Source organism: Vibrio sp. LB10LO1 (assembly GCF_010092875.1).
Lineage (GTDB): Bacteria > Pseudomonadota > Gammaproteobacteria > Enterobacterales > Vibrionaceae > Vibrio > Vibrio campbellii.
Genome location: NZ_JAADJW010000018.1, coordinates 14,942 through 37,440 on the forward strand (window position 1 = coordinate 14,942; position 22,499 = coordinate 37,440).

Here is a 22,499-nt window from a genome sequence, read left to right on the forward strand (position 1 = left end):
AATTAGCCTCCCACTATGGCTAGCGCAATAGAACCACAAAGGCTGCCTAACAGCGCGCCGATGATGATATCTGTGAAAAAATGTACTCCAAGCAGAATGCGCGAAATACCAATTAGCCCTGCCCAAACAAAAGCAAACGTGCCCAGTTCGGGATAAAAATGATTGATGAGCGTCGCCATCACGAAACCTGCAGCCGTGTGGCCTGAAGGTAGGCTGTAGCGATCAGAGGGGGTTATAAACGCAGGAAGCAATGCGCTAAGTTCTTCAGGACGACGGCGTTTAAAACTGTTTTTTAACGCCCAGTAGATTGGCAGCTCGATGGCAAACGCAATGAGTCCAGAGAGCAAGAACCATTGTCCTTGCTGCTTATCAAGAAACCACGCTATCAGGCCCAGCACCAAGTAGAGATGCCCATCTCCACTGTGTGATACGCCTTTACTGATATTAGCGACTTGTTGATTGAAGCGGTGCTGCAAACACACACTGGAGAATGCCAAATCGAATTTAGCAATACTTGCTATTGGTTGGGTTATTGTCTCTAAAGCTCGCATGTAACTGTCCTTTACTTTGACAACGACTTTGTATGAAAAGTAGGCGTTGAAAGTGACAACTACATGACGGGAACTTGGACAATTAATGACAACGACCAAGCATAGGGAGAAGAGAAGAAAAAGGGGACAAAATAGCTTTATTGAAAAGCTCGGCGATAACTGAATTATCGACCGAACTTTTCACCCTAGGGTGTTATCTATGATTTATCGTTAGGACGGGTTGGCATTCGCCACTGGCACATCGATATACCAGACTTTGCGTTGCTTTCGACAAGCTCTCAGCGCGCCCTTCGTGATGTGACCATCTTTGGTCAACTCGTAGCTCAGGTCACGGCAAGTGTAGCTACCGAACAACTCATTATCTTTGGATTTCTCTGCAGATGGAGCCTCACTACTTAGCAAAGGGTTCGGCTTGATGGAAAGAATATCGCGATTTACGACGTTGCTGCGCGCATAGTCTTTGTGTACATAACCGCGGATCATGCCTTTTTGTTCAACCAAGAGCCAAGGTTCACCTTCCACTTTCGCTAAGGCATTAAACACTTCCCCTTTACTTAACTCCCCCAACTTCTCTCCTTGTAAGTTCGGTTCTGCGCGCAAGTTGAGTGTGGTTTTAGAACGATAGGACACATCCATAAATTCAAGTGTACTGGAGGTATCCACCCCCTCGACAACCGGGCGACTCACTTCAGCCTCTTTCCATTGATTTGGCTGAACGCGAATCTTCCACCAGGTGTAAGTGTCGGGATCTTTGCCTTTAAACTTATCACGGTTATCTGATTCCAATGCCACCAGCATCTGGTTCAAAAACGACTCTCGACCATCTTCACTCAAATACTGATCCATCTGATGATTGATCGCCATAACACTTTTTGCATGGTCATCTTTCATCACAGAAGAAGTCGTTTGTGTCGGTGCTCCAAACTGCAACAGCTGGCAACCAGACAAAGAGAGCACCGCTAAAGCCAGAGCAGAGCGTCCAAATTGTTTTGCCAAATTCATTAATCCCTAACCTGTTTGTGCTAAAACTCTACAAATGCAACCGCTCTACTATAAAACGCTCTGATAGAAAGATACCAACCAATTGATCCCTTTGTGTGATAGCTCGCAAAGCATGCGGTATAAAACCGTCCTCTCCAGCGCTCTTCTCATCATTAAGACACCAGCCCCACAGCTTTGGTAGCATTTAACAAGCCAATGAGATCAAAAAAAGCGGCTACCAAAGTAACCGCTTTCCGACTCGTTAGTGATTGGTTGAAGTTCGGTTCCAAACCTCGGTAGACCAAGTATTGTTGCTTCGCTCTCTCTGCACAATACCCTTACTATCGTAGCTATCGACCTGTCGTTGCCACTCGGTCATATCGTCTAGTTTTGTGCCTGATTCATCGAAGTATTCCGATGTACTGTAGCTAAACTGCTGGCATACCTCAGCTTGATACTGCTGTCCGTCCACATCGTAATTGATCGTTTTCTTACCTGCGTAGGTTTGGCTGTACATCACCTTACCAGAGCGCCAATCCACCAACTGATCGCCATCGACGTCACTGCCGTACTGGGTGGAGGGATCGTGGATAGAAAACTGACTGTAAGTCACATTAGGAATTCGATAGTAAGCATTCTCACTCCAGCCTAAGGTTTCGGTTGTTCTAGAACCCCACTTGATATCAACATCGCTGTTTGGTTCATAGCCCTCAATACCCAGCCAATCCCCATTCTGCGCAATATGATAATGCTCAGTGAACCATGGTGAGCCATCTAGTAGCGTCGCAAACAATTGCTCTAAACGAACGCTCATATCGTGCCACTGGTAATTTTCATTCGCTAACAGGTGCCACTCATAGTTCGCTTCCTGTTCCACATACTCACTAAACTCATTGAAACGCGAACGGGTCATTCGGTAGGAGTTAACATCACCGATTTGAGCTACATACTCTCCTCCTTCTAGCGATGCTAAACACTGCTCGAATGTCACAAACTCACCTTCAGGAACTCTAGAGAGCATTGGGTCTTTACCATAAGCTTGATTATCGATTGTGAAGCCTTCTAGCTGCTTGACGTAGTTGCTCCAGCCCCAAACAGGTGTCACTTTTTCCTCGTCTGCATACTCCATATATGAACGTTCACTTTTCACTACCAGATTTTGGCTAGCGGTGTAGTTTGTCGTTGTCTCTGAAATATATACTGGTGCAGGCTCGTTGCTACCATCATTGTCTACAAAGGCATAGTTGCCCTCATGCCCTGAAACACACACTTCAACGAGAGTGCCATCCACATTTAAAATGTCTTTTCCTTGGTAGAACAACGTGGTGGCGTTTTGATTAAAGGTTGGAGACTCGGCATCGGTGTTCCATTTATGGATACGAGTGTAATCAACAACAAGTGGGGTATTGAGTGTCACGTCGTGGTCTTGCTGAATCGTAGGGACAAAGCCCCACCAGCGATAGTAGGTATCATGGAAGCCGTAATACATACCACTTAACGCATCGGTATACTCTAACTCTGCAATCGGATCCCATTCGCTGACAGCACCATCAAAATCAGGCGTCACTTGGGTAACATGGAAGGTTCGATCCGATAGCAATCCATTAGGTAACCCTGATTGCTGGCCAAGTAAGATTTCTGTTTGAGAAAACTGTTGGGTGTCGCCATTGTTCATTTCACGCGTAATGGAATAAAGCTTACTGTCTCTCGTTTCATCGACCGGAACTGTGGCAAACTGACCTTCCGGTAAAGAGGCAATACACTGCGCTAGAGTGTTAGGTACATTTAGAGCATCGAGAGGCTGATTGTCTTCGTTATCTAAGTAACCATCTCCATCATCATCATTGTCTGCATTGTTACCAATACCATCCCCATCGGTATCGAGTGTTTCCGTCGGGTCGTTTGGCAAGGCATCAGCATTATCGCCTACACCATCTTTATCACTGTCTTTAGATTCTGACGCATCATTTGGGAACGCATCGCTGTTGTCGCCGACACCATCTTTATCGCTATCTTTAGATTCTGATGCATCAGTTGGGAAAGCATCACTATTGTTGCCGACACCGTCTTTATCGCTGTCTTTAGACTCTGTAGCATCACTTGGGAAGACATCACTGTTGTCGCCAACACCATCTTTGTCGCTGTCTTTGGATTCAGATGCATCATTTGGGAAAACATCGCTATTGTCGCCAACACCGTCTTTATCGCTGTCTTTGGACTCTGATGCATCACTTGGGAAGACATCACTGTTGTCACCAACACCATCTTTATCGCTGTCTTTAGACTCTAATGGATCATTTGGAAATGCATCGCTGTTGTCACCAATGCCATCCTTATCACTGTCTTCCGATTCCGATGCATCAGCCGGGAAGACATCACTGTTATCTCCGACACCATCTTTGTCGCTGTCTTTTGTCTCTGAGGGATCGTTAGGGAAAGCATCAGCATTATCACCAACGGTGTCTTTATCTGTGTCCTTGCTCTCACTTGGGTCGAGAGGAAAAAGATCTTGGTTATCCCCTACCTGATCACCGTCACTGTCGTACCATTCAGTATCATCATTAGGAAAAGCATCAAGCGCATCAATAATAAGATCGCCATCACTGTCATGAGTGGAAACCAGCGTCAACTCATTCGTTTCAGGATCTTTAATGACGATATGATCATCACCAGCATTCTCGACCAAAAGGTTCACTTGCTCAGAATCTGCGATAATGTTTTGGGCTTGTTCAAGCTCTTGAACAGAATCAGGCATCGCGCCAGAAGCGACTAGAGAGACCGCACTTTTTTGTACTTTCTTTGCCTCTTCAGTTTGAGTTGCAATATAGTCAGCAACTACCACGCTTTCACTCACCCCAAGTGCTTTCGCTACTTCACTCACCGCTTGTTGGTAAGCATCCGTTTCGCCAGCCTTAGTGCGCACTTTGGCTTCAATCAACGTCGTTAATGGCGTCACAACCTTACCTTGATAGGCGGTCATAAGTAGATCGTGAGCAAGGGGTTTTCCATGATCTAAATCGATCGCCACACCCGCTTCAGCATAGGTAATGAGCTGATAGTTATTAATGTCATCAATTTGAGTGAGATCCAGAGACACCGCGCCAGTTTCATCGGTGGTACCACTCACTTCCCCATCTTCCAAAATGTAGTTAACGTTATCTTTTCTCTCCAACCACACTTTCGCATTTTGAATGTAACCATCAATCACCTTAACGGTTAACACATTGTCGGTAACTGGCGGCGGATTAGAATCGTCACCACCACAGGCAGATAGAACCAAAGTACTGCTGATCGCCAATGCAACTCGGGATTTATAGAACATAACTCACCATCCTTGATTAATTTGCCCTCCATTTTAAATATCTCTCCGCTAGCCGTAAGACATTCAGCCAACTAATAACAAGAACTCGATCGAAAACAATTAAGAAATATTACGTAACTAAAACGCAGTAAAACAAACGGTTACATTTAGTATCAAAGCGCAATAAACACCTGCATTTAAAGCTATTATGAGACTGAAAAGTCGCCCCCTCTGAGCAAAATAAAAACGATTCACGCAGCGAATAACCACCGAAGCTTGAGTCCTCCTAAAAGTCATTAACAGAAATCCACTCATCCGATATGAATAAAAAATCGACTTTAGGGTTGACGTGTTCCATTGAGTGCGGTACTAATTTGTTAACTTAATTTTGTGGAATGCTTAACAACTATGTCAGCACGTTTTTCTATCCTGCTTAGCCTCCTCCTTATCGTGACCAATTCGCGCGGGTAGGCTGTGGAAGAAAAATAACCACACCAATTTCTAAGAAACCCGCATGCAAATGCGGGTTTTTTTATATCTAAATACCGGAAGTAAACGATTAAATTGCACGAAAAGTGCAGAAATCATGAAGGAAGCAAACATGAACGATCAGGTCATTATATTCGACACCACATTGCGTGATGGCGAACAAGCGTTGTCAGCAAGCTTGACGGTTAAAGAAAAACTGCAGATTGCCTATGCGCTGGAAAGGCTAGGCGTTGATGTTATCGAAGCGGGTTTTCCTGTTTCTTCTCCGGGTGATTTCGAGTCCGTACAAACCATCGCAAAACACATTAAAAACAGCCGAGTTTGTGCCCTTTCGCGTGCCGTTGCGAAAGACATCGATGCTGCCGCTCAAGCGCTAAAAGTCGCGGACGCATTCCGAATCCACACTTTCATCTCGACCTCGACTGTTCATGTTCAAGACAAACTGCGCCGTAGCTACGACGATGTTGTAGAAATGGGCGTGAAAGCCGTAAAACACGCACGTAACTACACCGATGACGTTGAGTTTTCTTGTGAAGATGCTGGTCGCACCCCTATCGACAACCTATGTCGTATGGTTGAAGCGGCTATCGATGCTGGCGCAAGCACCATCAACATTCCAGATACCGTTGGCTACACAGTACCAAGTGAATTTGGCGGCATCATTGAGACCCTATTCAACCGCGTACCAAACATCGACAAAGCGATCATCTCTGTTCACTGTCACGATGACTTGGGTATGTCTGTTGCCAACTCTATCGCAGCCGTGCAAGCAGGTGCTCGTCAGGTAGAAGGGACTATCAACGGTATTGGTGAGCGTGCGGGTAACTGTTCTCTTGAAGAAATCGCGATGATCCTAAAAACTCGCCAAGAATTCATGGGCGTGCACACTGGTCTAAAACACGACGAAATCCACCGTACCAGCAAGTTGGTGAGCCAACTATGTAACATGCCAATCCAGAGCAACAAAGCTATCGTTGGTGCTAACGCGTTCAGCCACTCTTCAGGTATTCACCAAGATGGCATGCTAAAGAACAAGAACACTTACGAGATCATGACGCCTGAGTCAATTGGCCTTAAGAACCAAGCATTGAACCTAACCAGTCGCAGTGGCCGTGCTGCGGTTAAGAGCCACATGGACGCAATGGGCTACAAAGAAGAAGAGTACAACCTAGATGCGTTGTACGAGGACTTCTTGAAACTTGCCGACCGCAAAGGTCAGGTGTTCGACTACGATCTAGAAGCGCTAATGCACTTCTCGAACTTGCGCGAAGAAGACGACTTCTACAAGTTGAACTACCTAAGCGTTCAATCTGGCAGCGTAATGGCAACCACCAGCGTCAAAATGCAATGTGGCGATGAAGAAATGTGTGAAGCTGCCGTCGGTAATGGTCCAGTTGATGCGCTATACCAATGTATCTACCGCGTGACAGGTTACGAAATCGTCCTAGACAAGTTTGACCTAACCGCAAAAGGCGAAGGTGAAGACGGCCTTGGTCAAGCAGACATCATCGCAAACTACAAAGGTCGTAAGTACCACGGCACTGGCGTTTCTACCGATATCGTAGAAGCTTCTGGTCAAGCGCTATTGCACGTCATCAACAGCATTCATCGCGCCGATAAGATTGAAGAGATGAAGCAAAAGAGAATTGCGACGGTTTAATCATTAATTCATGGAGCTTGAATCCCGCAACGCAGGCTCCAACCAAATTCGTTTTAGACAAGCTCAAAAAATTTAGAAAATTTAAAGGATTAACATGACAGACAAATCATACAAAATTGCCGTTTTACCAGGCGACGGCATCGGCCCAGAAGTAATGGCGCAAGCACATAAAGTGTTGGATGCAATCGAAAAGAAGCACGGCATTGCGTTTGAGCGTGACGAGCACGATGTAGGTGGTATCGCGATCGATAATCACGGCTGCCCACTTCCAGAAAGCACCGTGAAAGCGTGTGAAGAGTCTGATGCAGTCCTATTCGGCTCAGTTGGCGGCCCTAAGTGGGAGCACTTACCACCAAATGACCAACCTGAACGCGGTGCCCTACTGCCGCTACGTAAACACTTCCAACTATTTTGTAACCTACGCCCAGCGCAAATCCACTCAGGTCTTGAAGCTTTCTCACCACTACGCGCAGACATCTCAGGTCGCGGCTTTGACATCGTGGTTGTCCGTGAACTAACAGGCGGTATCTACTTCGGCCAACCGAAAGGTCGTGAAGGTGAAGGGCCAACAGAGAAAGCGTTCGACACTGAGGTGTACCACCGCTACGAGATTGAACGTATTGCAAAAATTGCCTTTGAGTCTGCTCGTCTACGTCGCAAGAAAGTGTGCTCTATCGACAAAGCGAACGTTCTACAAAGCTCAATCCTATGGCGTGAAGTGGTCGAAGAAATCGCAAAAGACTACCCAGATGTTGAGCTGTCACACATGTACATTGATAACGCAACCATGCAGCTTATCAAAGACCCAGCACAGTTCGACGTAATGCTATGCTCAAACATCTTCGGCGACATCATTTCTGATGAGTGCGCGATGATCACTGGCTCTATGGGTATGTTGCCATCAGCAAGCCTAAACGAAAGCAAATTCGGTCTGTACGAGCCAGCAGGCGGCAGTGCACCAGATATCGCAGGTAAGAACATCGCTAACCCAGTGGCGCAAATCCTATCTGCGGCACTGATGCTGCGTTACAGCCTAGGTGAAGAAACGGCGGCACAAGACATCGAAACGGCCGTTTCAAAAGCACTATCTGCAGGTGAGCTAACGGGTGACCTTGCCGGTGACAACCCAGCACTTTCGACGTCTGAGATGGGCGATAAGATCGCTGAGTACATCTTAAACTCTTAATACAGCACGACTTAATAATAATTATTTGCTCCTGATGAGCCGTTGTCGGGAGCTATACGCGAGATAGCAAACAATGGGCAAAACACTATACGAAAAAGTCTACGACGCACACGTTGCCGTCGCAGCAGAAGGGGAAAACCCAATCTTGTACATCGACCGTCACTTGGTACATGAAGTGACGTCTCCGCAGGCATTTGACGGCTTGCGTGAAAAAGGTCGTAAAGTGCGTCAGGTCAGCAAAACTTTTGCCACCATGGACCACAACGTTTCCACAACCACCAAAGACATCAACGCATCCGGTGAGATGGCACGTATCCAGATGGAAACGCTATCGAAAAACTGTGAAGAGTTTGGTGTTACGCTTTACGACATCAACCATAAGTACCAAGGTATTGTCCACGTTATGGGCCCAGAGCTTGGTATTACCCTACCGGGCATGACCATTGTTTGTGGTGACTCGCACACAGCTACACACGGTGCATTCGGCTCGCTAGCATTTGGTATTGGTACATCAGAAGTTGAGCACGTATTAGCAACTCAAACGCTAAAACAAGCGCGCGCTAAAACGATGAAGATCGAAGTGAAAGGCAAAGTGGCGCCGGGCATCACCGCTAAAGATATCGTGCTAGCGATCATCGGTGAAACGACAGCTGCTGGCGGTACAGGCTACGTGGTTGAATTCTGTGGTGAAGCGATCACCGACCTTTCAATGGAAGGCCGCATGACCGTATGCAACATGGCAATTGAGCTAGGTGCGAAAGCCGGTTTGATTGCACCAGATGAAACCACATTCGAATACATTAAAGGCCGTAAATTCTCACCTCAAGGTGCGGACTTTGATGCTGCAGTAGAATACTGGAAGACTTTAAAAACGGACGATGATGCTCAGTTTGATGCGGTCGTGACACTAAACGCAGCAGACATTAAACCACAAGTCACTTGGGGTACTAACCCAGGCCAAGTTATCGCAGTAGACCAACCGATCCCAGCACCAGAAAGCTTTGCCGATCCAGTAGAAAAAGCTTCTGCTGAAAAAGCGTTGGCTTACATGGGCCTAGAAGCAGGCAAGTCATTGTCTGATTACAACGTCGATAAAGTCTTCGTTGGTTCTTGTACTAACTCACGTATCGAAGACATGCGCGCAGCCGCTGAAGTAGCGAAAGGTCGCAAAGTCGCGTCTCACGTTCAAGCGCTAATCGTTCCTGGCTCTGAGCAAGTAAAAGCGCAAGCTGAAGCAGAAGGCTTGGACGTTATCTTTAAAGAAGCGGGCTTTGAGTGGCGCCTACCTGGTTGTTCAATGTGTCTAGCAATGAACAACGACCGTTTGGGTCCACATGAACGTTGTGCGTCTACTTCAAACCGTAACTTTGAAGGCCGCCAAGGTCGTGATGGCCGTACCCACCTAGTGAGCCCTGCGATGGCAGCGGCGGCAGCAATTGCTGGTCACTTTGTAGATATTCGTGAACTAGACTAAGGAGCAAACAAATGTCAGGCTTTAAACAACACACAGGCTTAGTTGTTCCTCTAGATGCAGCGAACGTAGATACTGATGCCATCATTCCAAAGCAGTTCCTGCAAAAGGTCTCTCGCCTAGGGTTTGGTAAGCACCTATTTCATGACTGGCGCTTCCTAGACGATGCTGGCGAACAACCGAACCCAGAGTTCGTGATGAACGCACCTCGCTACCAAGGTGCCTCTATCTTGCTAGCGCGTGAAAACTTCGGTTGTGGTTCTTCTCGTGAGCACGCACCGTGGGCACTGGCGGATTACGGCATCAAAGCGATGATCGCACCAAGCTTTGCCGATATTTTTTACGGTAACTCGATCAACAACCAAATGGTGCCAGTTCGTTTGACTGAGCAAGAAGTGGATGAAATCTTCCAGTTTGTTGAGGCGAATGAAGGCGCAGAAGTAGAAGTGGACCTAGAAGCGAATGTGGTTCGCGCCAACGGCAAAGAATATGGTTTTGAAATCGATTCGTTCCGTCGTCACTGCCTGCTAAACGGTTTGGACAATATCGGTCTTACCCTTCAACACGAAGACAAGATTGCCGAGTACGAGGCGAATATCCCGAGTTTCTTGAGCTAATTCAAATCGTAATTGAAACAAATACAAGGTTGGCATTGGCCAACCTTTTTTCTTTATATTCATTGTGCCAGGAAAGAAATCCCATCGTAGACAGGTCTACACTATCAACAAGGTTTAACCCAAAGGTCTCTCTATGAAGCGTCTGTTATTGCTATTGTGTGCTCTGGTTTCTTTATCAACATTTGCCGCACCTAAATCCGACTTATGGCCGTATTGGAAACAATCAAATCAGGCTAATCAAAGTCAAATCTCTCATCAAGATTGGCAGCAATTGCTCGATGCTTATTTGGTTGAACAAGGCGAGAATACCTTGTTTCGTTATAGCCAAGTCACAACTTCCGACAAAACGAAGTTAAAGCACTACATCCAACGATTGGCGAAACTTGACCCTCTACAATACAGCCAAGCAGAGCAATACGCCTATTGGGTGAACCTTTACAACGCCATCACAGTTGATCTGATTTTGGATAACTATCCCGTCCAATCGATAACCAAACTGGGCGGCTTGTTTAGCTTTGGCCCTTGGGGAGATGATGTGGTCGAGATAAATGGGAAGAACTTGACTTTAAACGATATTGAGCATCGAATTTTGCGTCCAATCTGGAATGATCCAAGAACCCATTACGCGGTGAACTGTGCCAGCTTAGGTTGCCCAAATTTACAGACTCAAGCATTCACTGCCGACAACTCTCAAGCCTTACTCGAAAGAGCTGCAAAAACATTTATCAACAGCAGCAAAGGCGTATCCATCCAAGGTAACACGGCACAGCTATCTTCTATTTATGATTGGTTTGCCGAAGATTTTGGCGGTAAGAAGCAAGTATTCAACCACATTGCTCAATATGCCCCGCAATACAAAAACTTCTCAGGCAACGTGAAATACGAATACGATTGGGACTTGAATCAAGCCAACTAAACTGGGGAGATTTGAGGTCAATTAGCGTTAGGATCATGATAGGCCAAAAGCTAAAGACACCAGCAACTCAAAGACTAAGACATGAAAAAAGGGCACCCTGTGCCCTTTTTAAATCCAATACTTGATAGAAAACTTCCGGCTACTTAAAGCCTTTGACTTTCTTAATCAGATCGTAAGCGTTTTGAATCTCTTGCGACTTTTCTTTCGCGACGTTCATCATCTCTGGTGGTAAGCCTTTTGCCATCAACTTATCTGGGTGATGCTCATTCATCAATTTACGGTAAGCACGCTTCACTGTTTTGCCGTCTGCATCTGAAGACACATCCAGAATTTTATAAGCGTCCGCCAACTGATCCGCTTGCGAAGCTTGTTGCCAGCCAGCGGATTGGTATTGTCCTTGCTGCTGGCCATGGAAGCCACCTTGGCTTTGGAAACGGAACGCCGCTTCTTGCATGTGCAGGCGACGCTCTAATTGCTCTGAAGAGAAACCCAAGCCACGGGCAATTTTATGCAGGACATTACGTTCACTCGGATGAATCGAGCCATCAGCAAAGGCAGCCGAGATTTGCAGTTCTAGGAAGAATTGCAGCAGGTCAAAACGCCCTGCCGAAGAGATCTTCACACGAACCAACACATCTTCTAATGGGAAATCGCTCTCTTTACCTTCACGAAAAGCATCTTGTGCAGCACGTCGTTGCTCTCCATGGAGATTCATACGATCCATCATGGTCGAAGCCAATTGGATCTCTTCTTTGGTGACTTGACCTTTGGCTTTTGCCACGTGTCCCATTACTGCGAATGCAGCTTTAAAAAATTCTTCTTGGCGCTGAGCTTGGCTAGGCCCTTTACCGAAACCACCTGTAGAAAATCCAGCTTGGCTTAAACGGCGCGCTTTATCGAATTGGTGACCGATAAATAGGCCAAACAATAAACCGAATGGGCCACCGAGTAACAAGCCAAAAAAGGCACCCAAAATTTTGCCAAAAATATGCATTATGTGTTCTCTATCAATGAATTTTTATCGACGACGGCGGTCTTATAGTGCCGGACGCAACGATTTCCTTTATGATAATGGAATTAGTTTTTTTCAGATCAGGCTATTTAGCCTGGCTATCTTTGCAGCTATTTTATATCGGCATTATGCCACAGCGAATCCATGCTCTGGGATAATTGCAAACTATAGTTGATTCATTTGGCTATAACGCGAGGGTACAACAAGCCCTATAGCCATCGAGTAGCAGTGACACAGGAAAGTTCAATTCAATGCAACATTTCTCCCGCACATGTTTAGCGGCCTCTATCAGCACCGCCTTGTTTGTACCTACCACTCAAGCTGAAGCGAATATCAATGATAGTGTGCAGGAAATGCCCACCACAGATCAATGTTTGGTCGAAACAAGTGGTGAGGAGGACGCGCTTAACTCTGAAGTCGTCGTACAAGCAGACCGCTTACAAGCCATCAATGGCGACAAAGCTCAGTACTCTGGCAACGTTGAAGTAACGCAAGGCCCGAAGAAAATCACCGCGGATAGCGTAACACTTCACCAGCAAGACAACGTGGTTGTGGCCGAAGGTAACGTGACCTTCAACGATGGTAAGGTGAAAGCACGCTCTGACCGTGTGACCAACGACATCAACCAAGATACCTTCTCACTCGAAAACACCGATTATCAGTTCCTTTGCCAACAAGGTCGAGGTACAGCGGCATACATCGCACGTACTGGTCAGTCAGTGTATGAGCTAGAAGATGGTTCGATTACCTCTTGTCCTCAGGGTGATAACGCTTGGCGATTAGTTGCATCGGGCATCGATGTCGACCAAGACGAAGAGACAGCAACCCTGCACCACCCACGTTTCGAAATATTGGATGTGCCAGTTTTCTACGTACCGTATATGACCATGCCAATTGGCGACACACGTAAAACGGGTTTCCTATTCCCGTCTATGTCGTATGGCTCGAGTGATGGTATGGAGGTCGAGCTTCCATTTTACTGGAATATCGCGCCACAGTACGACATGACGATTACACCTATGTACATGCAAAAGCGTGGTAATAAGCTGGATACTGATTTCCGCTACCTAACCGATGGTTGGGGTGACGGTGAGATCAAAGGCGAATACATGGGCAGCGACAAAAAGTACGATGACGAGTCGCGCTGGGGTTACCAATTTAAACACGATGGTATTATCAACAAGCAATGGGTAGTCAGCCTTGATTACTCCAAAGTGAGTGATATCAACTACTTCCGAGATCTAGATTCTGACATTGGTAACCGTGAAGATGGCCAATTACTCCAAGAAGGTGAAGTGAAATACCGCTCAAACTTCTGGGATGCATCATTACGAGTCCGTGACTTCCAAATCCTGCTAGAAGAAGACAACCAACCATACCGTCTTCTGCCTGAACTTGAGTTGAACTACTACACGCCACTATGGGGTAACTACGTAAATTTCGATGTGAAGAGCCAACTTAGCCGCTTCGATACCGATGATACTGCGAAGCCAGATGCAACCCGTGTTCACGTCGAGCCAGGCATTACTATTCCTCTATCGAACTCTTGGGCAACTTGGACTACAGAAGCTCGCGTCTTGTCGACATACTACTCGCAAGACTTAGAAGGACTGACTGATCCAGACCTACGTAATACACTGGATGAAAACGTGTCACGTGTCATTCCAGAATTCCGTACCCATGCGCGTATGTACCTTGAGCGTGATACAAGTTGGATTGAAGGTTATACCCAAACACTTGAGCCACAGTTGCAATACTTGTATGTGCCGGATGAAGACCAGAGCAACATCTACAACTACGACACCACCTTGCTGCAAACCGACTACTACGGTCTATTCCGCAGCCGTAAATACAGTGGTATTGACAAGATCGCTTCTGCAAACCAGTTAAGCTACGGTGCAAGTACTCGCTTCTTCGATGATGATTACAAAGAACGCCTGAACGTTTCGTTTGGTCAGATCTACTACTTCGACAAGAAGACTAAGCTCAGCAATAACCCAAGCATGCCCGATGAAACGTCTAACTATTCATCATGGGCAATTGAAACCGATTTCAACTACAACGATTACCTGTTCTACCACGGTGGTCTCCAGTACGACATCGACTTGAGCTCAATGCAACTGGCAAACAGCACCTTGGAATACCAATTTAACGGCGGTTTTATTCAAGGTAACTACCGCTACGTAACGCGTGAGTACATCGAAGATACGATCATTGTCGAAAACCTAGATACGATCACTCGTAAAGGCATTTCACAAGCGGGTATCGTAGCGGCATACGAGTTCAACCCGAGCTGGTCTGCAAGCGGTCAGTACTACTACGACCTAAATGAAAATATTGATATGGAATGGCTAGCCAGCTTGCGCTACCAATCAGATTGTTGGTACTTCGGTCTAACCTACTCAAACCAACTATTGGGCTGGGATGAAAAAGCGATCGGTAGCGATGGTTCATCACCGAAATACGAAAATAACATCAGTGTTAACTTCGGTATTCAGGGTTTTGCAACCAACCAACGTGCAGATACCGCCGCGAAAGAACTTGATGGCTCAGACAATGCGATCAAATACGGTCGACCATTCTATTTGAACAATTAATCAAATTAAGCGTCTTACCTATAACAAGACGCTTAATCACTATTACTGACGGAATTTTTAATGAAAATTTGGAAATCACTCTTATTCACCACCCTACTTTCTTGTGGTGTAACAGCAGCGCCAGTAGAGCTTGATAAGGTTGCAGTCATCGTAAACGATGGTGTGATTCTGCAAAGCGACATCGATACCGCGATGAAAACGCTTCAAGCAAACGCTCGCCAAAGTGGCAAGAGTCTACCTTCAGCAAGCGTGCTGAAAGACCAAGTGGTAGAAAAGCTTATTATCGACACGCTTCAAGGCCAAGAAGCTGAGCGTATCGGTGTACGTATCGATGATAACCGCCTCAATCAAGCGATTGCAGAGATTGCTCGCAACAACAACCAAAGCGTGGAACAGTTGGCAGCCTCTGTACAAGCAGAAGGTCTAAGCTACTCTGAATTCCGCGAACAGATTCGTAAAGAAATTGCCGCTTCTGAAGCGCGTAATGCACTGGTTCGTCGTCGTATCAACATTCTTCCTGCTGAGGTAGATAGCCTTGCAGACCAATTGGCGAAAGAAACTAACGCAACCGTTCAATACAAGATTGGCCATATCCAACTTCGTTTCTCTGACGACAAAGACAAGTCAGAAGTCGAAGCAGAAGCCAATGCATTAGTTCAGAAACTCAAAGACGGTGCAGATTTCTCTGAAATGGCGTACACCTACTCAAAAGGCCCGAAAGCACTACAAGGTGGTGATTGGGGTTGGATGCGTAAAGAAGAAATGCCGACCATCTTTGCTGACCAAATCAAGATGCAAAACAAAGGCAGTATCATTGGCCCATTCCGAAGCGGCATCGGTTTCCACATCCTAAAAATTGAAGATGTGAAAGGTCTTGAAACCGTAGCGGTCACAGAGGTAAATGCTCGTCATATCCTTATCAAACCAACCGTTATCTTAAGTGACGATGGCGCGAAGAAAGAACTAAACGAGTTCATCCGCCGTATCAAAGCAGGTGAAGCGACCTTCGGCCAATTGGCAACGCAATACAGCCAAGACCCAGGTTCAGCCGCTCAAAATGGTGAACTGGGTTACCAAACACCTGATTTATACGTACCAGAATTTAAACACCAAGTAGAAACACTACCAGTAGGCTCAATCAGTGCACCGTTCAAAACCGTACACGGTTGGCACATTGTTGAAGTACTAGACCGCCGTCAAGTTGACCGCACAGACTCAGCAATGAAGAACAAAGCTTACCGCATTCTATTTAACCGTAAGTTTAATGAAGAAGCTGGCGCATGGATGCAAGAGCTACGCGCAAGCGCATTCGTTGAAATCGTGGATAACAATGATGGCAACTAATTCGATTCGTAGAATCGTCGTGACCGCTGGGGAACCTGCGGGCATCGGCCCTGATTTGGTGTTGGCTCTGTCTAAGGAAGACTGGGCGCACCAAATCGTCGTATGTGCAGACAAAAATGTATTGGCAGAAAGAGCCAATCAACTTGGCATAAACGTTCAACTGTTTGATTACAATCCAGAAGAAGCACCCAAAGCGCAACAAGCTGGCACCTTAATCATAGACCACATCGAAATCGCAGAGACTGCGGTAGCTGGTCAACTTAATGAAGCCAACGGCCACTACGTGTTAAAAACACTAGAAAGAGCCGCTTTGGGCTGTATGAATGATGAATTTGATGCTATTGTCACCGGCCCTGTGCATAAGGGGGTGATAAATCGCTCAGGTGTAGCGTTCAGTGGACATACTGAGTTCTTCGCCGAGAAGTCCAACACACCGTTGGTCGTGATGATGCTAGCCACCGAAGGCCTGCGAGTTGCTCTAGTAACAACGCATATCCCTTTGGCTTACGTATCTAAAGCCGTCACGGAAGAGCGATTAGAAAAAATCATCGATATTCTTCATAAAGATCTTGTAGAAAAATTTGCCATCTCGCAGCCAAACATCTATGTTTGCGGGCTAAATCCACATGCGGGAGAAGATGGCTGTTTGGGTCGCGAAGAGATCGAGACCATCACTCCGACATTGGAAAAGATTCGACAAGAAAAAGGAATCAATCTGATCGGCCCATTGCCGGCAGACACCATTTTCAATGAAAAGTATTTAAACGATGCTGATGCTGTTTTAGGTATGTACCACGATCAAGTGTTGCCAGTATTAAAATACAAAGGCTTTGGTCGTTCAGTAAACATTACGCTTGGTCTACCATTTATAAGAACCTCGGTGGATCACGGTACTGCATTAGAGCTGGCAGGGACAGGTCAAGCGGATACAGGGAGCTTCCGAACAGCGCTCACGCATGCGATAGAATTGGTAGAGAAGAAACAATGAGAAATGATGTCCATTTAGGACACAAAGCGCGTAAACGTTTTGGTCAAAACTTCCTGAACGATCCATACATTATTGACGGTATCGTATCAGCAATTAACCCAAGACCAGGTCAGAACCTTGTTGAGATCGGCCCGGGCCTTGGTGCAATTACCGAACCTGTTGGCCGCGAAGTCGATAAGTTCACGGTTATCGAGTTAGACCGAGATCTAGCAGAGCGTCTACGCAACCACCCAGAATTGGCTGACAAGCTTACAATTCATGAAGGCGATGCAATGCGCTTTGACTTCACTCAGTTGGTGAAGCCAAACAACAAGCTACGTATCTTCGGTAACTTGCCATACAACATCTCTACACCATTGATGTTCCACTTATTTGAATTCCATAAAGACATTCAAGACATGCACTTTATGCTTCAAAAAGAAGTGGTAAATCGTTTGGCAGCAGGTCCTGGTAGCAAAGCTTACGGCCGTCTAACGGTTATGGCTCAATACTACTGTAAAGTTGTGCCTGTACTAGAAGTACCACCAACGGCGTTTGTTCCGCCACCAAAAGTAGACTCTGCTGTTGTTCGTCTTGTGCCTTACGAAGAGCTGCCACATCCTGCAAAAGATTTGCGTTTGCTGGAGCGAGTATGTCGTGAAGGCTTTAACCAACGCCGTAAAACAGTACGTAACTGTTACAAAGCACTGATCAGTGCAGAAGTGTTGGAAGAGCTTGGTGTCAACCCAAGCATGCGTCCAGAGAACCTGACGCTACAACAATTCGTCGCCATGGCGAACTGGCTCGCGGATAACCCGCAGCACTAAGAACTCAAACGATAAGCCAAACCCCTGCCGGTTTGGCTTATTATTATTGGGATATTACGTTTCTCGAGGAGTGCACATGGACGTCATTCAACCCTGCATCAAAATTCAAGTTCATACCAAATACATTGAAGAACAGTCCAACCCTGAACTGCAACGCTACGTTTTTGCTTACGTCATTACGATAAAAAACCTCAGCCAACAAACCGTGCAATTAATCAGCCGCCGCTGGTTGATTACCGATTCCAATGGCAAGCAAATGACCGTAGAAGGCGAAGGTGTCGTCGGCCAGCAACCTTTTATTTGCGGTAGCGACGAATACACCTACAGTAGTGGCACAGCACTTGAGACGCCGGTTGGAGTAATGCAAGGACACTACATTCTGCTGGATGAAAAGGGCAATGAATTTATCACCGAGATCGACCCATTCCGTTTGGCGATACCAAACGTGTTAAATTAATCAGGAGACTCAGTGGCTACCTATATTGTTGGTGATATCCAAGGCTGTTTTGATGAACTGCAACAACTGCTAGAGCAAGTCAATTTTTCTGCGTCACATGACCAACTTTGGTTGGCTGGCGACCTTGTCGCTCGAGGGCCTAAGTCTTTAGAGACATTGCGCTTTGTTAAGTCTCTTGGTGACAGCGCAAAAGTCGTTTTGGGTAACCATGACTTGCACCTAATGGCCGTTTCTCAAGGGCTAAAAAAGGTCAAAGACAAGGATAAGACCGCGCCAATCTTCTCTGCTCCAGACAAAAAAGAACTGCTGACTTGGCTATCACAACAACCACTGTTGGCAGAACACGATGACTTTGTCATGTGTCATGCAGGCATCTCTCCACTATGGGATCTTGATACTGCTAGAAGCTGCGCACGTGAAGTGGAAGCGATCATTCGAAGTAAACAATTGCCTTGGCTGCTAGAAAATATGTACAGCAACCAGCCTGATCTCTGGGATAAATCCCTTTCAGGACTCGACCGCTATCGCTACACCATCAATGCATTTACTCGCATGCGTTTTTGCTTCCCTGATGGTCGCTTAGATATGGATTGCAAACTACCACCGCAAGAGGTCTCGGAAGATGAGCTCGTGCCGTGGTTCAAACTGCCACAACGAGTACCTTTAGAAAAAGCGGTGTTGTTTGGCCACTGGGCTGCACTGCAAGGTCATATAGATGAAAGCATCATTGGTCTTGATACTGGCTGCGTTTGGGGTGGATCGCTCACCATGATTCGTTGGGAAGACAAGCAAGTTTTCACTCAACAAGCACTCAGTTAACAGCCCCGATTGCCGGACTAGAAAACAAAAAGCACCGCATTTGCGGTGCTTTTCTTATTCGGCTCAATTTGATTATTTTTCTAAAATCGTAAAACGCATGTTGTAAGCGTTTTTCTCATCCGCTTGATACGCTTCAGAGTATGTTTCTTTAAACTCATTCCCCCAATCTGGGAACTGAGTATCGCCCTCAATTTCGGCTTCAATATGCGTGACATACAGTTTGTTAGCCATCGGTAAACACGCAGCATAAATCGCCCCACCACCAATGATCATCACTTCTTCCACTTCACCAGCAATCTCAAGCGCTTGCTCAATCGACGTAACGGTCGTGACACCTTCAATGGAAAGTGAAGCATCACGGCTGATGACAATATTCAAACGGCCAGGTAAAGGACGTCCGATTGATTCATAAGTTTTACGTCCCATCACAACAGGCTTACCCATTGTACAGCGCTTAAACCATGCAAAATCTGCCGGAAGATGCCAAGGCATCTGATTGTCTTTACCGATGATTCGGTTGTCTGCCATCGCGGCAATCATGCTGATGATCATACTGTGTCCTTAAACTATTGGTCGACGGCGATAGAATAGCAGCCCCGGAACCGCCAAGCCAACCGCTAAGCCTGCAATAATAAACATCGCTTTAAGAAAGTTTTCCATGCACGTCGCAATAAGTTCAGGTGAGTAACCCAAATGGTTTATCTCCACCATGGCAATCATTGCTTTATAAGCGAATACACCCGGAACCATAGGAATCAAAGCTGCCACAGTGAAGACTTTTGGGTGGGCAAGAAAACGATGAGACCAGTGAACACCGATTAAACCTACTAACGTCGCCGCAAAAAACGTTGCCCACTCAATTGGTAAACCGAAGTGCATCATTAAATAGCGGCTGCCGTGACCAATCGCACCGCCTATCGCACAGTACTTCAGCGCCTTCTGTGGCACATTAAACACCATTGCAAAACCAACGGCAGGAATAGCGGCAAAGAACATATCGTTTAAGAGCCCTAAGGCCAAATCAAACACACTCATTAGCTCATCCATCCCCAGATACCGGTGACTTCCATCGCCGCTACAATGCCAAGGCAAGTTGCGAGAGTAAGCAAGCTCGCCATAGTGAATCGTGCGATGCCCATGTTGATATGGCCTTTCAGCATATCGGCAACCGAGTTAATCAGTGGGAAACCGGGTACTAGCATCAATACAGATGATGCCATCGCAACGGTTGGCAAGTTACCGATGTCAAAAATCACCGCTTGAGCAGAGATTAGCGTGGTCACAAACGCCGTGACAGCGAAGTTGAGAAGAGGATTAAAGTGGCGATGGCCAATTTCTTGTCGAACGATCATACCGCCAGCAGAAGCAAGAAACGTCATAACAAACACACCTAAGTCTCCACCAGCCAGATGACTAAAGGCAGCACAAGAGAGGCCGATCATAAACACCACTAACCAACGGTTATAGCGCTCAGGGCTAATAGTATTGAGTTTCTTCTGCGCCATTCTCACATCGAGCAATCCACGCTCCATCATGATACAAATACGTTGGATCTGGGTGATCACTCGCATGTTGATCCCGCGATCGGCGCAACTTCTGGTTGTTGTAATGCAGTGATCGTCTTTGACTGTCGTGACAACCAAAGCGTTCGCAGATAATGCGACTGCCACTTCGCTGACACCACAGGCAATACCGATGCGCTGCATGATGTCACTCACAAGCGTACTCTCTGCTCCGTGAGCTAATAGCATTTGCCCAGCTTGGGCAACGAGCCGAGAAATGGCCCTTTGGTTGGATGCCGTCGTTGCACAAGACGATATAACTTCCGATGTCATAAATACTTCCTAAGTCCGTTAAGCTCATTATTGTGCCGCAAATCACATCGTCTAAACATGATTTAGATACAAAAAAAGCCGCAATAAACATTGCGGCTTAATGAATTAGCTAGCGATTAGTCGCGGACGTAAACAACGTGACCGTCGTCTTCTTCATCGTCCCAATCATCCCAATCGTCGTCATCTTCTTCAGTGATAACGTCTTTGCCAGCAATCGCGTCTTTATGGTAATCATCCCACATGAAGTTTACTTTATCTTCTTCAGCAACTTCTTCCTCTTCACGAGGTAGGTTTTCCATAAAGTCAGCTAACTTGTAGCAAAGCTCTTTTGTACCGTTACGGTTGATCGCCGAGATCTTAAAGTACTCGTCTTCCCAACCTAGCGCATCCAAGATCTCTTGGATCTTTTCATTCGCTTCTTCTTCTGGCATCAGATCCGTTTTGTTGAAGACTAGCCAACGAGGTTTACCTGCTAGTTTTTCACTGTACTGCTCCAGCTCATCAATGATGGTTAGGGCATTTTGAATTGGATCTGACTGATCGATAGGCATGATATCAATCATGTGCAGCAATACGCGGCAACGCTCTAGGTGCTTAAGGAAGCGAATACCTAGACCAGCACCGTCAGCTGCGCCTTCGATTAGACCAGGAATGTCTGCAACCACAAAGCTCTTCTCAGGAACCACACTCACCACACCCAAGCTTGGGATTAATGTAGTAAATGGGTAATCTGCTACTTTTGGTTTTGCTGCTGATACTGCGCGGATAAAGGTTGATTTACCTGCGTTAGGTAGACCAAGCATACCAACATCTGCCAATAGCAATAGCTCTAGACGGATTTCACGGATTTCACCTTTAGTACCTAGCGTTCTCTGACGAGGAGCGCGGTTTACTGAAGATTTAAAACGCGTGTTACCAAGACCGTGCCAGCCGCCTTTAGCGACCATCACTTTCTTACCGTGTTCTGCTACTTCTGCAACGATTTCATTGGTATGGATATCAACTGCGCGAGTACCTACTGGCACGCGAAGTGTGATGTCTTTACCACGTTTACCAGTACAGTTACCGCCGCGACCGTTTTCACCGCGTTCTGCTTCGTAAAAGCGTTGGAAACGGTAATCGATCAGGGTATTTAGGTTTTCATCGGCTTGGATGTATACATCACCACCATCACCACCGTCGCCACCATCTGGGCCACCTTTAGTGATGAATTTTTCACGCCAGAAACTTACAACGCCGCTACCGCCGTCACCAGCCTGAACTTTTACTACCGCTTCATCTACGAACTTCATCTTTTACTCCGACTACTTCGTGCGTGGATTAAATCTGACTTGTCATCAAACAATTTTAGCAGATGACAGATCTAAGCTCCCAGATACCTACCGTTCGAGGTCAGGACGAGAAACTTCGATATGTCGACTGCTACAAATAAAAAACCCCGCCGAATCGGCAGGGCTTTTGAATTCAGC

19 protein-coding genes are annotated in these 22,499 nt (G+C 46.3%); 11 read left to right on the forward strand and 8 right to left on the reverse strand.

The features are described from left to right. Nucleotides 1-2: 2 nt before the first annotated feature. The 3 genes from GXP65_RS14170 to GXP65_RS14180 form a co-directional block, all read right to left on the reverse strand. Entirely contained in the window at nt 3-551 is a 549-nt protein-coding gene (locus tag GXP65_RS14170) for a phosphatase PAP2 family protein (protein ID WP_162093111.1), read from the reverse strand. A 210-nt stretch (nt 552-761) separates the two neighbouring features. Beyond that, nucleotides 762-1,553, reverse strand: coding sequence for an SH3 domain-containing protein (locus GXP65_RS14175; protein ID WP_162093112.1), 792 nt, complete (start codon nt 1,551-1,553; stop codon nt 762-764). Between the two features lie 241 nt (nt 1,554-1,794). Then, the gene (locus GXP65_RS14180) at nt 1,795-4,854 is read right to left on the reverse strand and encodes a thrombospondin type 3 repeat-containing protein (protein ID WP_162093113.1); all 3,060 of its coding nucleotides are present in this window, start codon (nt 4,852-4,854) and stop codon (nt 1,795-1,797) included. 580 nt (nt 4,855-5,434) lie between these two features. Between GXP65_RS14180 and leuA the strand changes: the two genes are divergently transcribed. The 5 genes from leuA (at nt 5,435) to GXP65_RS14205 (ending at nt 11,172) form a co-directional block, all read left to right on the forward strand. Further along, on the forward strand, nt 5,435-6,982 hold the full coding sequence (gene leuA, locus GXP65_RS14185) for a 2-isopropylmalate synthase (protein ID WP_050914516.1): 1,548 nt from the start codon (nt 5,435-5,437) through the stop codon (nt 6,980-6,982). A gap of 94 nt (nt 6,983-7,076) precedes the next feature. Further along, nucleotides 7,077-8,168 (forward strand): 3-isopropylmalate dehydrogenase, encoded by a 1,092-nt coding sequence (gene leuB / locus GXP65_RS14190; protein ID WP_005430431.1) that lies wholly within the window; start codon nt 7,077-7,079, stop codon nt 8,166-8,168. A 73-nt stretch (nt 8,169-8,241) separates the two neighbouring features. After that, a complete protein-coding gene (gene leuC / locus GXP65_RS14195) occupies nt 8,242-9,642 on the forward strand; it encodes a 3-isopropylmalate dehydratase large subunit (protein WP_039841408.1) in 1,401 nt (466 codons plus the stop codon). 11 nt (nt 9,643-9,653) lie between these two features. Beyond that, on the forward strand, nt 9,654-10,256 hold the full coding sequence (gene leuD / locus GXP65_RS14200) for a 3-isopropylmalate dehydratase small subunit (RefSeq protein WP_005430484.1): 603 nt from the start codon (nt 9,654-9,656) through the stop codon (nt 10,254-10,256). 133 nt (nt 10,257-10,389) lie between these two features. After that, nucleotides 10,390-11,172, forward strand: coding sequence for a DUF547 domain-containing protein (locus GXP65_RS14205; RefSeq protein ID WP_162093114.1), 783 nt, complete (start codon nt 10,390-10,392; stop codon nt 11,170-11,172). Nucleotides 11,173-11,311: 139 nt separating this feature from the next. On the opposite strand, the gene djlA is transcribed toward GXP65_RS14205, so the two are convergent. After that, a complete protein-coding gene (djlA, locus tag GXP65_RS14210) occupies nt 11,312-12,166 on the reverse strand; it encodes a co-chaperone DjlA (RefSeq protein ID WP_005430459.1) in 855 nt (284 codons plus the stop codon). Nucleotides 12,167-12,435: 269 nt separating this feature from the next. On the opposite strand from djlA, the gene lptD reads away from it, so the two are divergent. The 6 genes from lptD (at nt 12,436) to apaH (ending at nt 19,195) form a co-directional block, all read left to right on the forward strand. Beyond that, nucleotides 12,436-14,781: an LPS assembly protein LptD gene (gene lptD, locus GXP65_RS14215; protein WP_079402076.1), complete on the forward strand. Its 2,346-nt coding sequence runs from the start codon at nt 12,436-12,438 to the stop codon at nt 14,779-14,781. 60 nt (nt 14,782-14,841) lie between these two features. Next, complete coding sequence (surA, locus tag GXP65_RS14220; RefSeq protein ID WP_162093115.1) at nt 14,842-16,125, forward strand: peptidylprolyl isomerase SurA; 1,284 nt, start codon at nt 14,842-14,844, stop codon at nt 16,123-16,125. Further along, nucleotides 16,115-17,113 (forward strand): 4-hydroxythreonine-4-phosphate dehydrogenase PdxA, encoded by a 999-nt coding sequence (pdxA, locus tag GXP65_RS14225; RefSeq protein ID WP_050909122.1) that lies wholly within the window; start codon nt 16,115-16,117, stop codon nt 17,111-17,113. Before surA ends, pdxA begins: the two co-directional genes overlap by 11 nt. Further along, nucleotides 17,110-17,919: a 16S rRNA (adenine(1518)-N(6)/adenine(1519)-N(6))-dimethyltransferase RsmA gene (rsmA, locus tag GXP65_RS14230; RefSeq protein WP_005528601.1), complete on the forward strand. Its 810-nt coding sequence runs from the start codon at nt 17,110-17,112 to the stop codon at nt 17,917-17,919. Before pdxA ends, rsmA begins: the two co-directional genes overlap by 4 nt. A 76-nt stretch (nt 17,920-17,995) precedes the next feature. After that, a complete protein-coding gene (apaG, locus tag GXP65_RS14235; protein ID WP_162093116.1) occupies nt 17,996-18,376 on the forward strand; it encodes a Co2+/Mg2+ efflux protein ApaG in 381 nt (126 codons plus the stop codon). Nucleotides 18,377-18,388: 12 nt separating this feature from the next. Then, nucleotides 18,389-19,195, forward strand: coding sequence for a bis(5'-nucleosyl)-tetraphosphatase (symmetrical) ApaH (apaH, locus tag GXP65_RS14240; protein ID WP_162093117.1), 807 nt, complete (start codon nt 18,389-18,391; stop codon nt 19,193-19,195). Nucleotides 19,196-19,267: 72 nt separating this feature from the next. Here the strand turns inward: apaH and folA are convergent, their stop codons facing one another. The 4 genes from folA to cgtA form a co-directional block, all read right to left on the reverse strand. Continuing rightward, complete coding sequence (gene folA / locus GXP65_RS14245; RefSeq protein WP_045370107.1) at nt 19,268-19,747, reverse strand: type 3 dihydrofolate reductase; 480 nt, start codon at nt 19,745-19,747, stop codon at nt 19,268-19,270. 9 nt (nt 19,748-19,756) lie between these two features. Next, the gene (locus GXP65_RS14250) at nt 19,757-20,230 is read right to left on the reverse strand and encodes a threonine/serine exporter family protein (protein WP_005430446.1); all 474 of its coding nucleotides are present in this window, start codon (nt 20,228-20,230) and stop codon (nt 19,757-19,759) included. Next, a complete protein-coding gene (locus GXP65_RS14255) occupies nt 20,230-21,030 on the reverse strand; it encodes a threonine/serine exporter family protein (RefSeq protein ID WP_038890875.1) in 801 nt (266 codons plus the stop codon). Before GXP65_RS14255 ends, GXP65_RS14250 begins: the two co-directional genes overlap by 1 nt. A 116-nt stretch (nt 21,031-21,146) precedes the next feature. Then, nucleotides 21,147-22,322 (reverse strand): Obg family GTPase CgtA, encoded by a 1,176-nt coding sequence (cgtA, locus tag GXP65_RS14260; RefSeq protein WP_005430443.1) that lies wholly within the window; start codon nt 22,320-22,322, stop codon nt 21,147-21,149. Nucleotides 22,323-22,499 lie beyond the last annotated feature (177 nt).

Bases quoted from the DNA above. Each gene is read 5' to 3' on its own strand.
- GXP65_RS14170 (WP_162093111.1), bottom strand. From the start codon at position 551: ATGCGAGCTTTAGAGACAATAACCCAACCAATAGCAAGTATTGCTAAA.
- GXP65_RS14175 (WP_162093112.1), bottom strand. From the start codon at position 1,553: ATGAATTTGGCAAAACAATTTGGACGCTCTGCTCTGGCTTTAGCGGTG.
- GXP65_RS14180 (WP_162093113.1), bottom strand. From the start codon at position 4,854: ATGTTCTATAAATCCCGAGTTGCATTGGCGATCAGCAGTACTTTGGTT.
- apaG (WP_162093116.1), top strand. From the start codon at position 17,996: ATGGACGTCATTCAACCCTGCATCAAAATTCAAGTTCATACCAAATAC.
- GXP65_RS14205 (WP_162093114.1), top strand. From the start codon at position 10,390: ATGAAGCGTCTGTTATTGCTATTGTGTGCTCTGGTTTCTTTATCAACA.
- pdxA (WP_050909122.1), top strand. From the start codon at position 16,115: ATGGCAACTAATTCGATTCGTAGAATCGTCGTGACCGCTGGGGAACCT.
- djlA (WP_005430459.1), bottom strand. From the start codon at position 12,166: ATGCATATTTTTGGCAAAATTTTGGGTGCCTTTTTTGGCTTGTTACTC.
- leuA (WP_050914516.1), top strand. From the start codon at position 5,435: ATGAACGATCAGGTCATTATATTCGACACCACATTGCGTGATGGCGAA.
- folA (WP_045370107.1), bottom strand. From the start codon at position 19,747: ATGATCATCAGCATGATTGCCGCGATGGCAGACAACCGAATCATCGGT.
- leuD (WP_005430484.1), top strand. From the start codon at position 9,654: ATGTCAGGCTTTAAACAACACACAGGCTTAGTTGTTCCTCTAGATGCA.
- leuC (WP_039841408.1), top strand. From the start codon at position 8,242: ATGGGCAAAACACTATACGAAAAAGTCTACGACGCACACGTTGCCGTC.
- surA (WP_162093115.1), top strand. From the start codon at position 14,842: ATGAAAATTTGGAAATCACTCTTATTCACCACCCTACTTTCTTGTGGT.
- leuB (WP_005430431.1), top strand. From the start codon at position 7,077: ATGACAGACAAATCATACAAAATTGCCGTTTTACCAGGCGACGGCATC.
- GXP65_RS14255 (WP_038890875.1), bottom strand. From the start codon at position 21,030: ATGACATCGGAAGTTATATCGTCTTGTGCAACGACGGCATCCAACCAA.
- rsmA (WP_005528601.1), top strand. From the start codon at position 17,110: ATGAGAAATGATGTCCATTTAGGACACAAAGCGCGTAAACGTTTTGGT.
- lptD (WP_079402076.1), top strand. From the start codon at position 12,436: ATGCAACATTTCTCCCGCACATGTTTAGCGGCCTCTATCAGCACCGCC.
- cgtA (WP_005430443.1), bottom strand. From the start codon at position 22,322: ATGAAGTTCGTAGATGAAGCGGTAGTAAAAGTTCAGGCTGGTGACGGC.
- GXP65_RS14250 (WP_005430446.1), bottom strand. From the start codon at position 20,230: ATGAGTGTGTTTGATTTGGCCTTAGGGCTCTTAAACGATATGTTCTTT.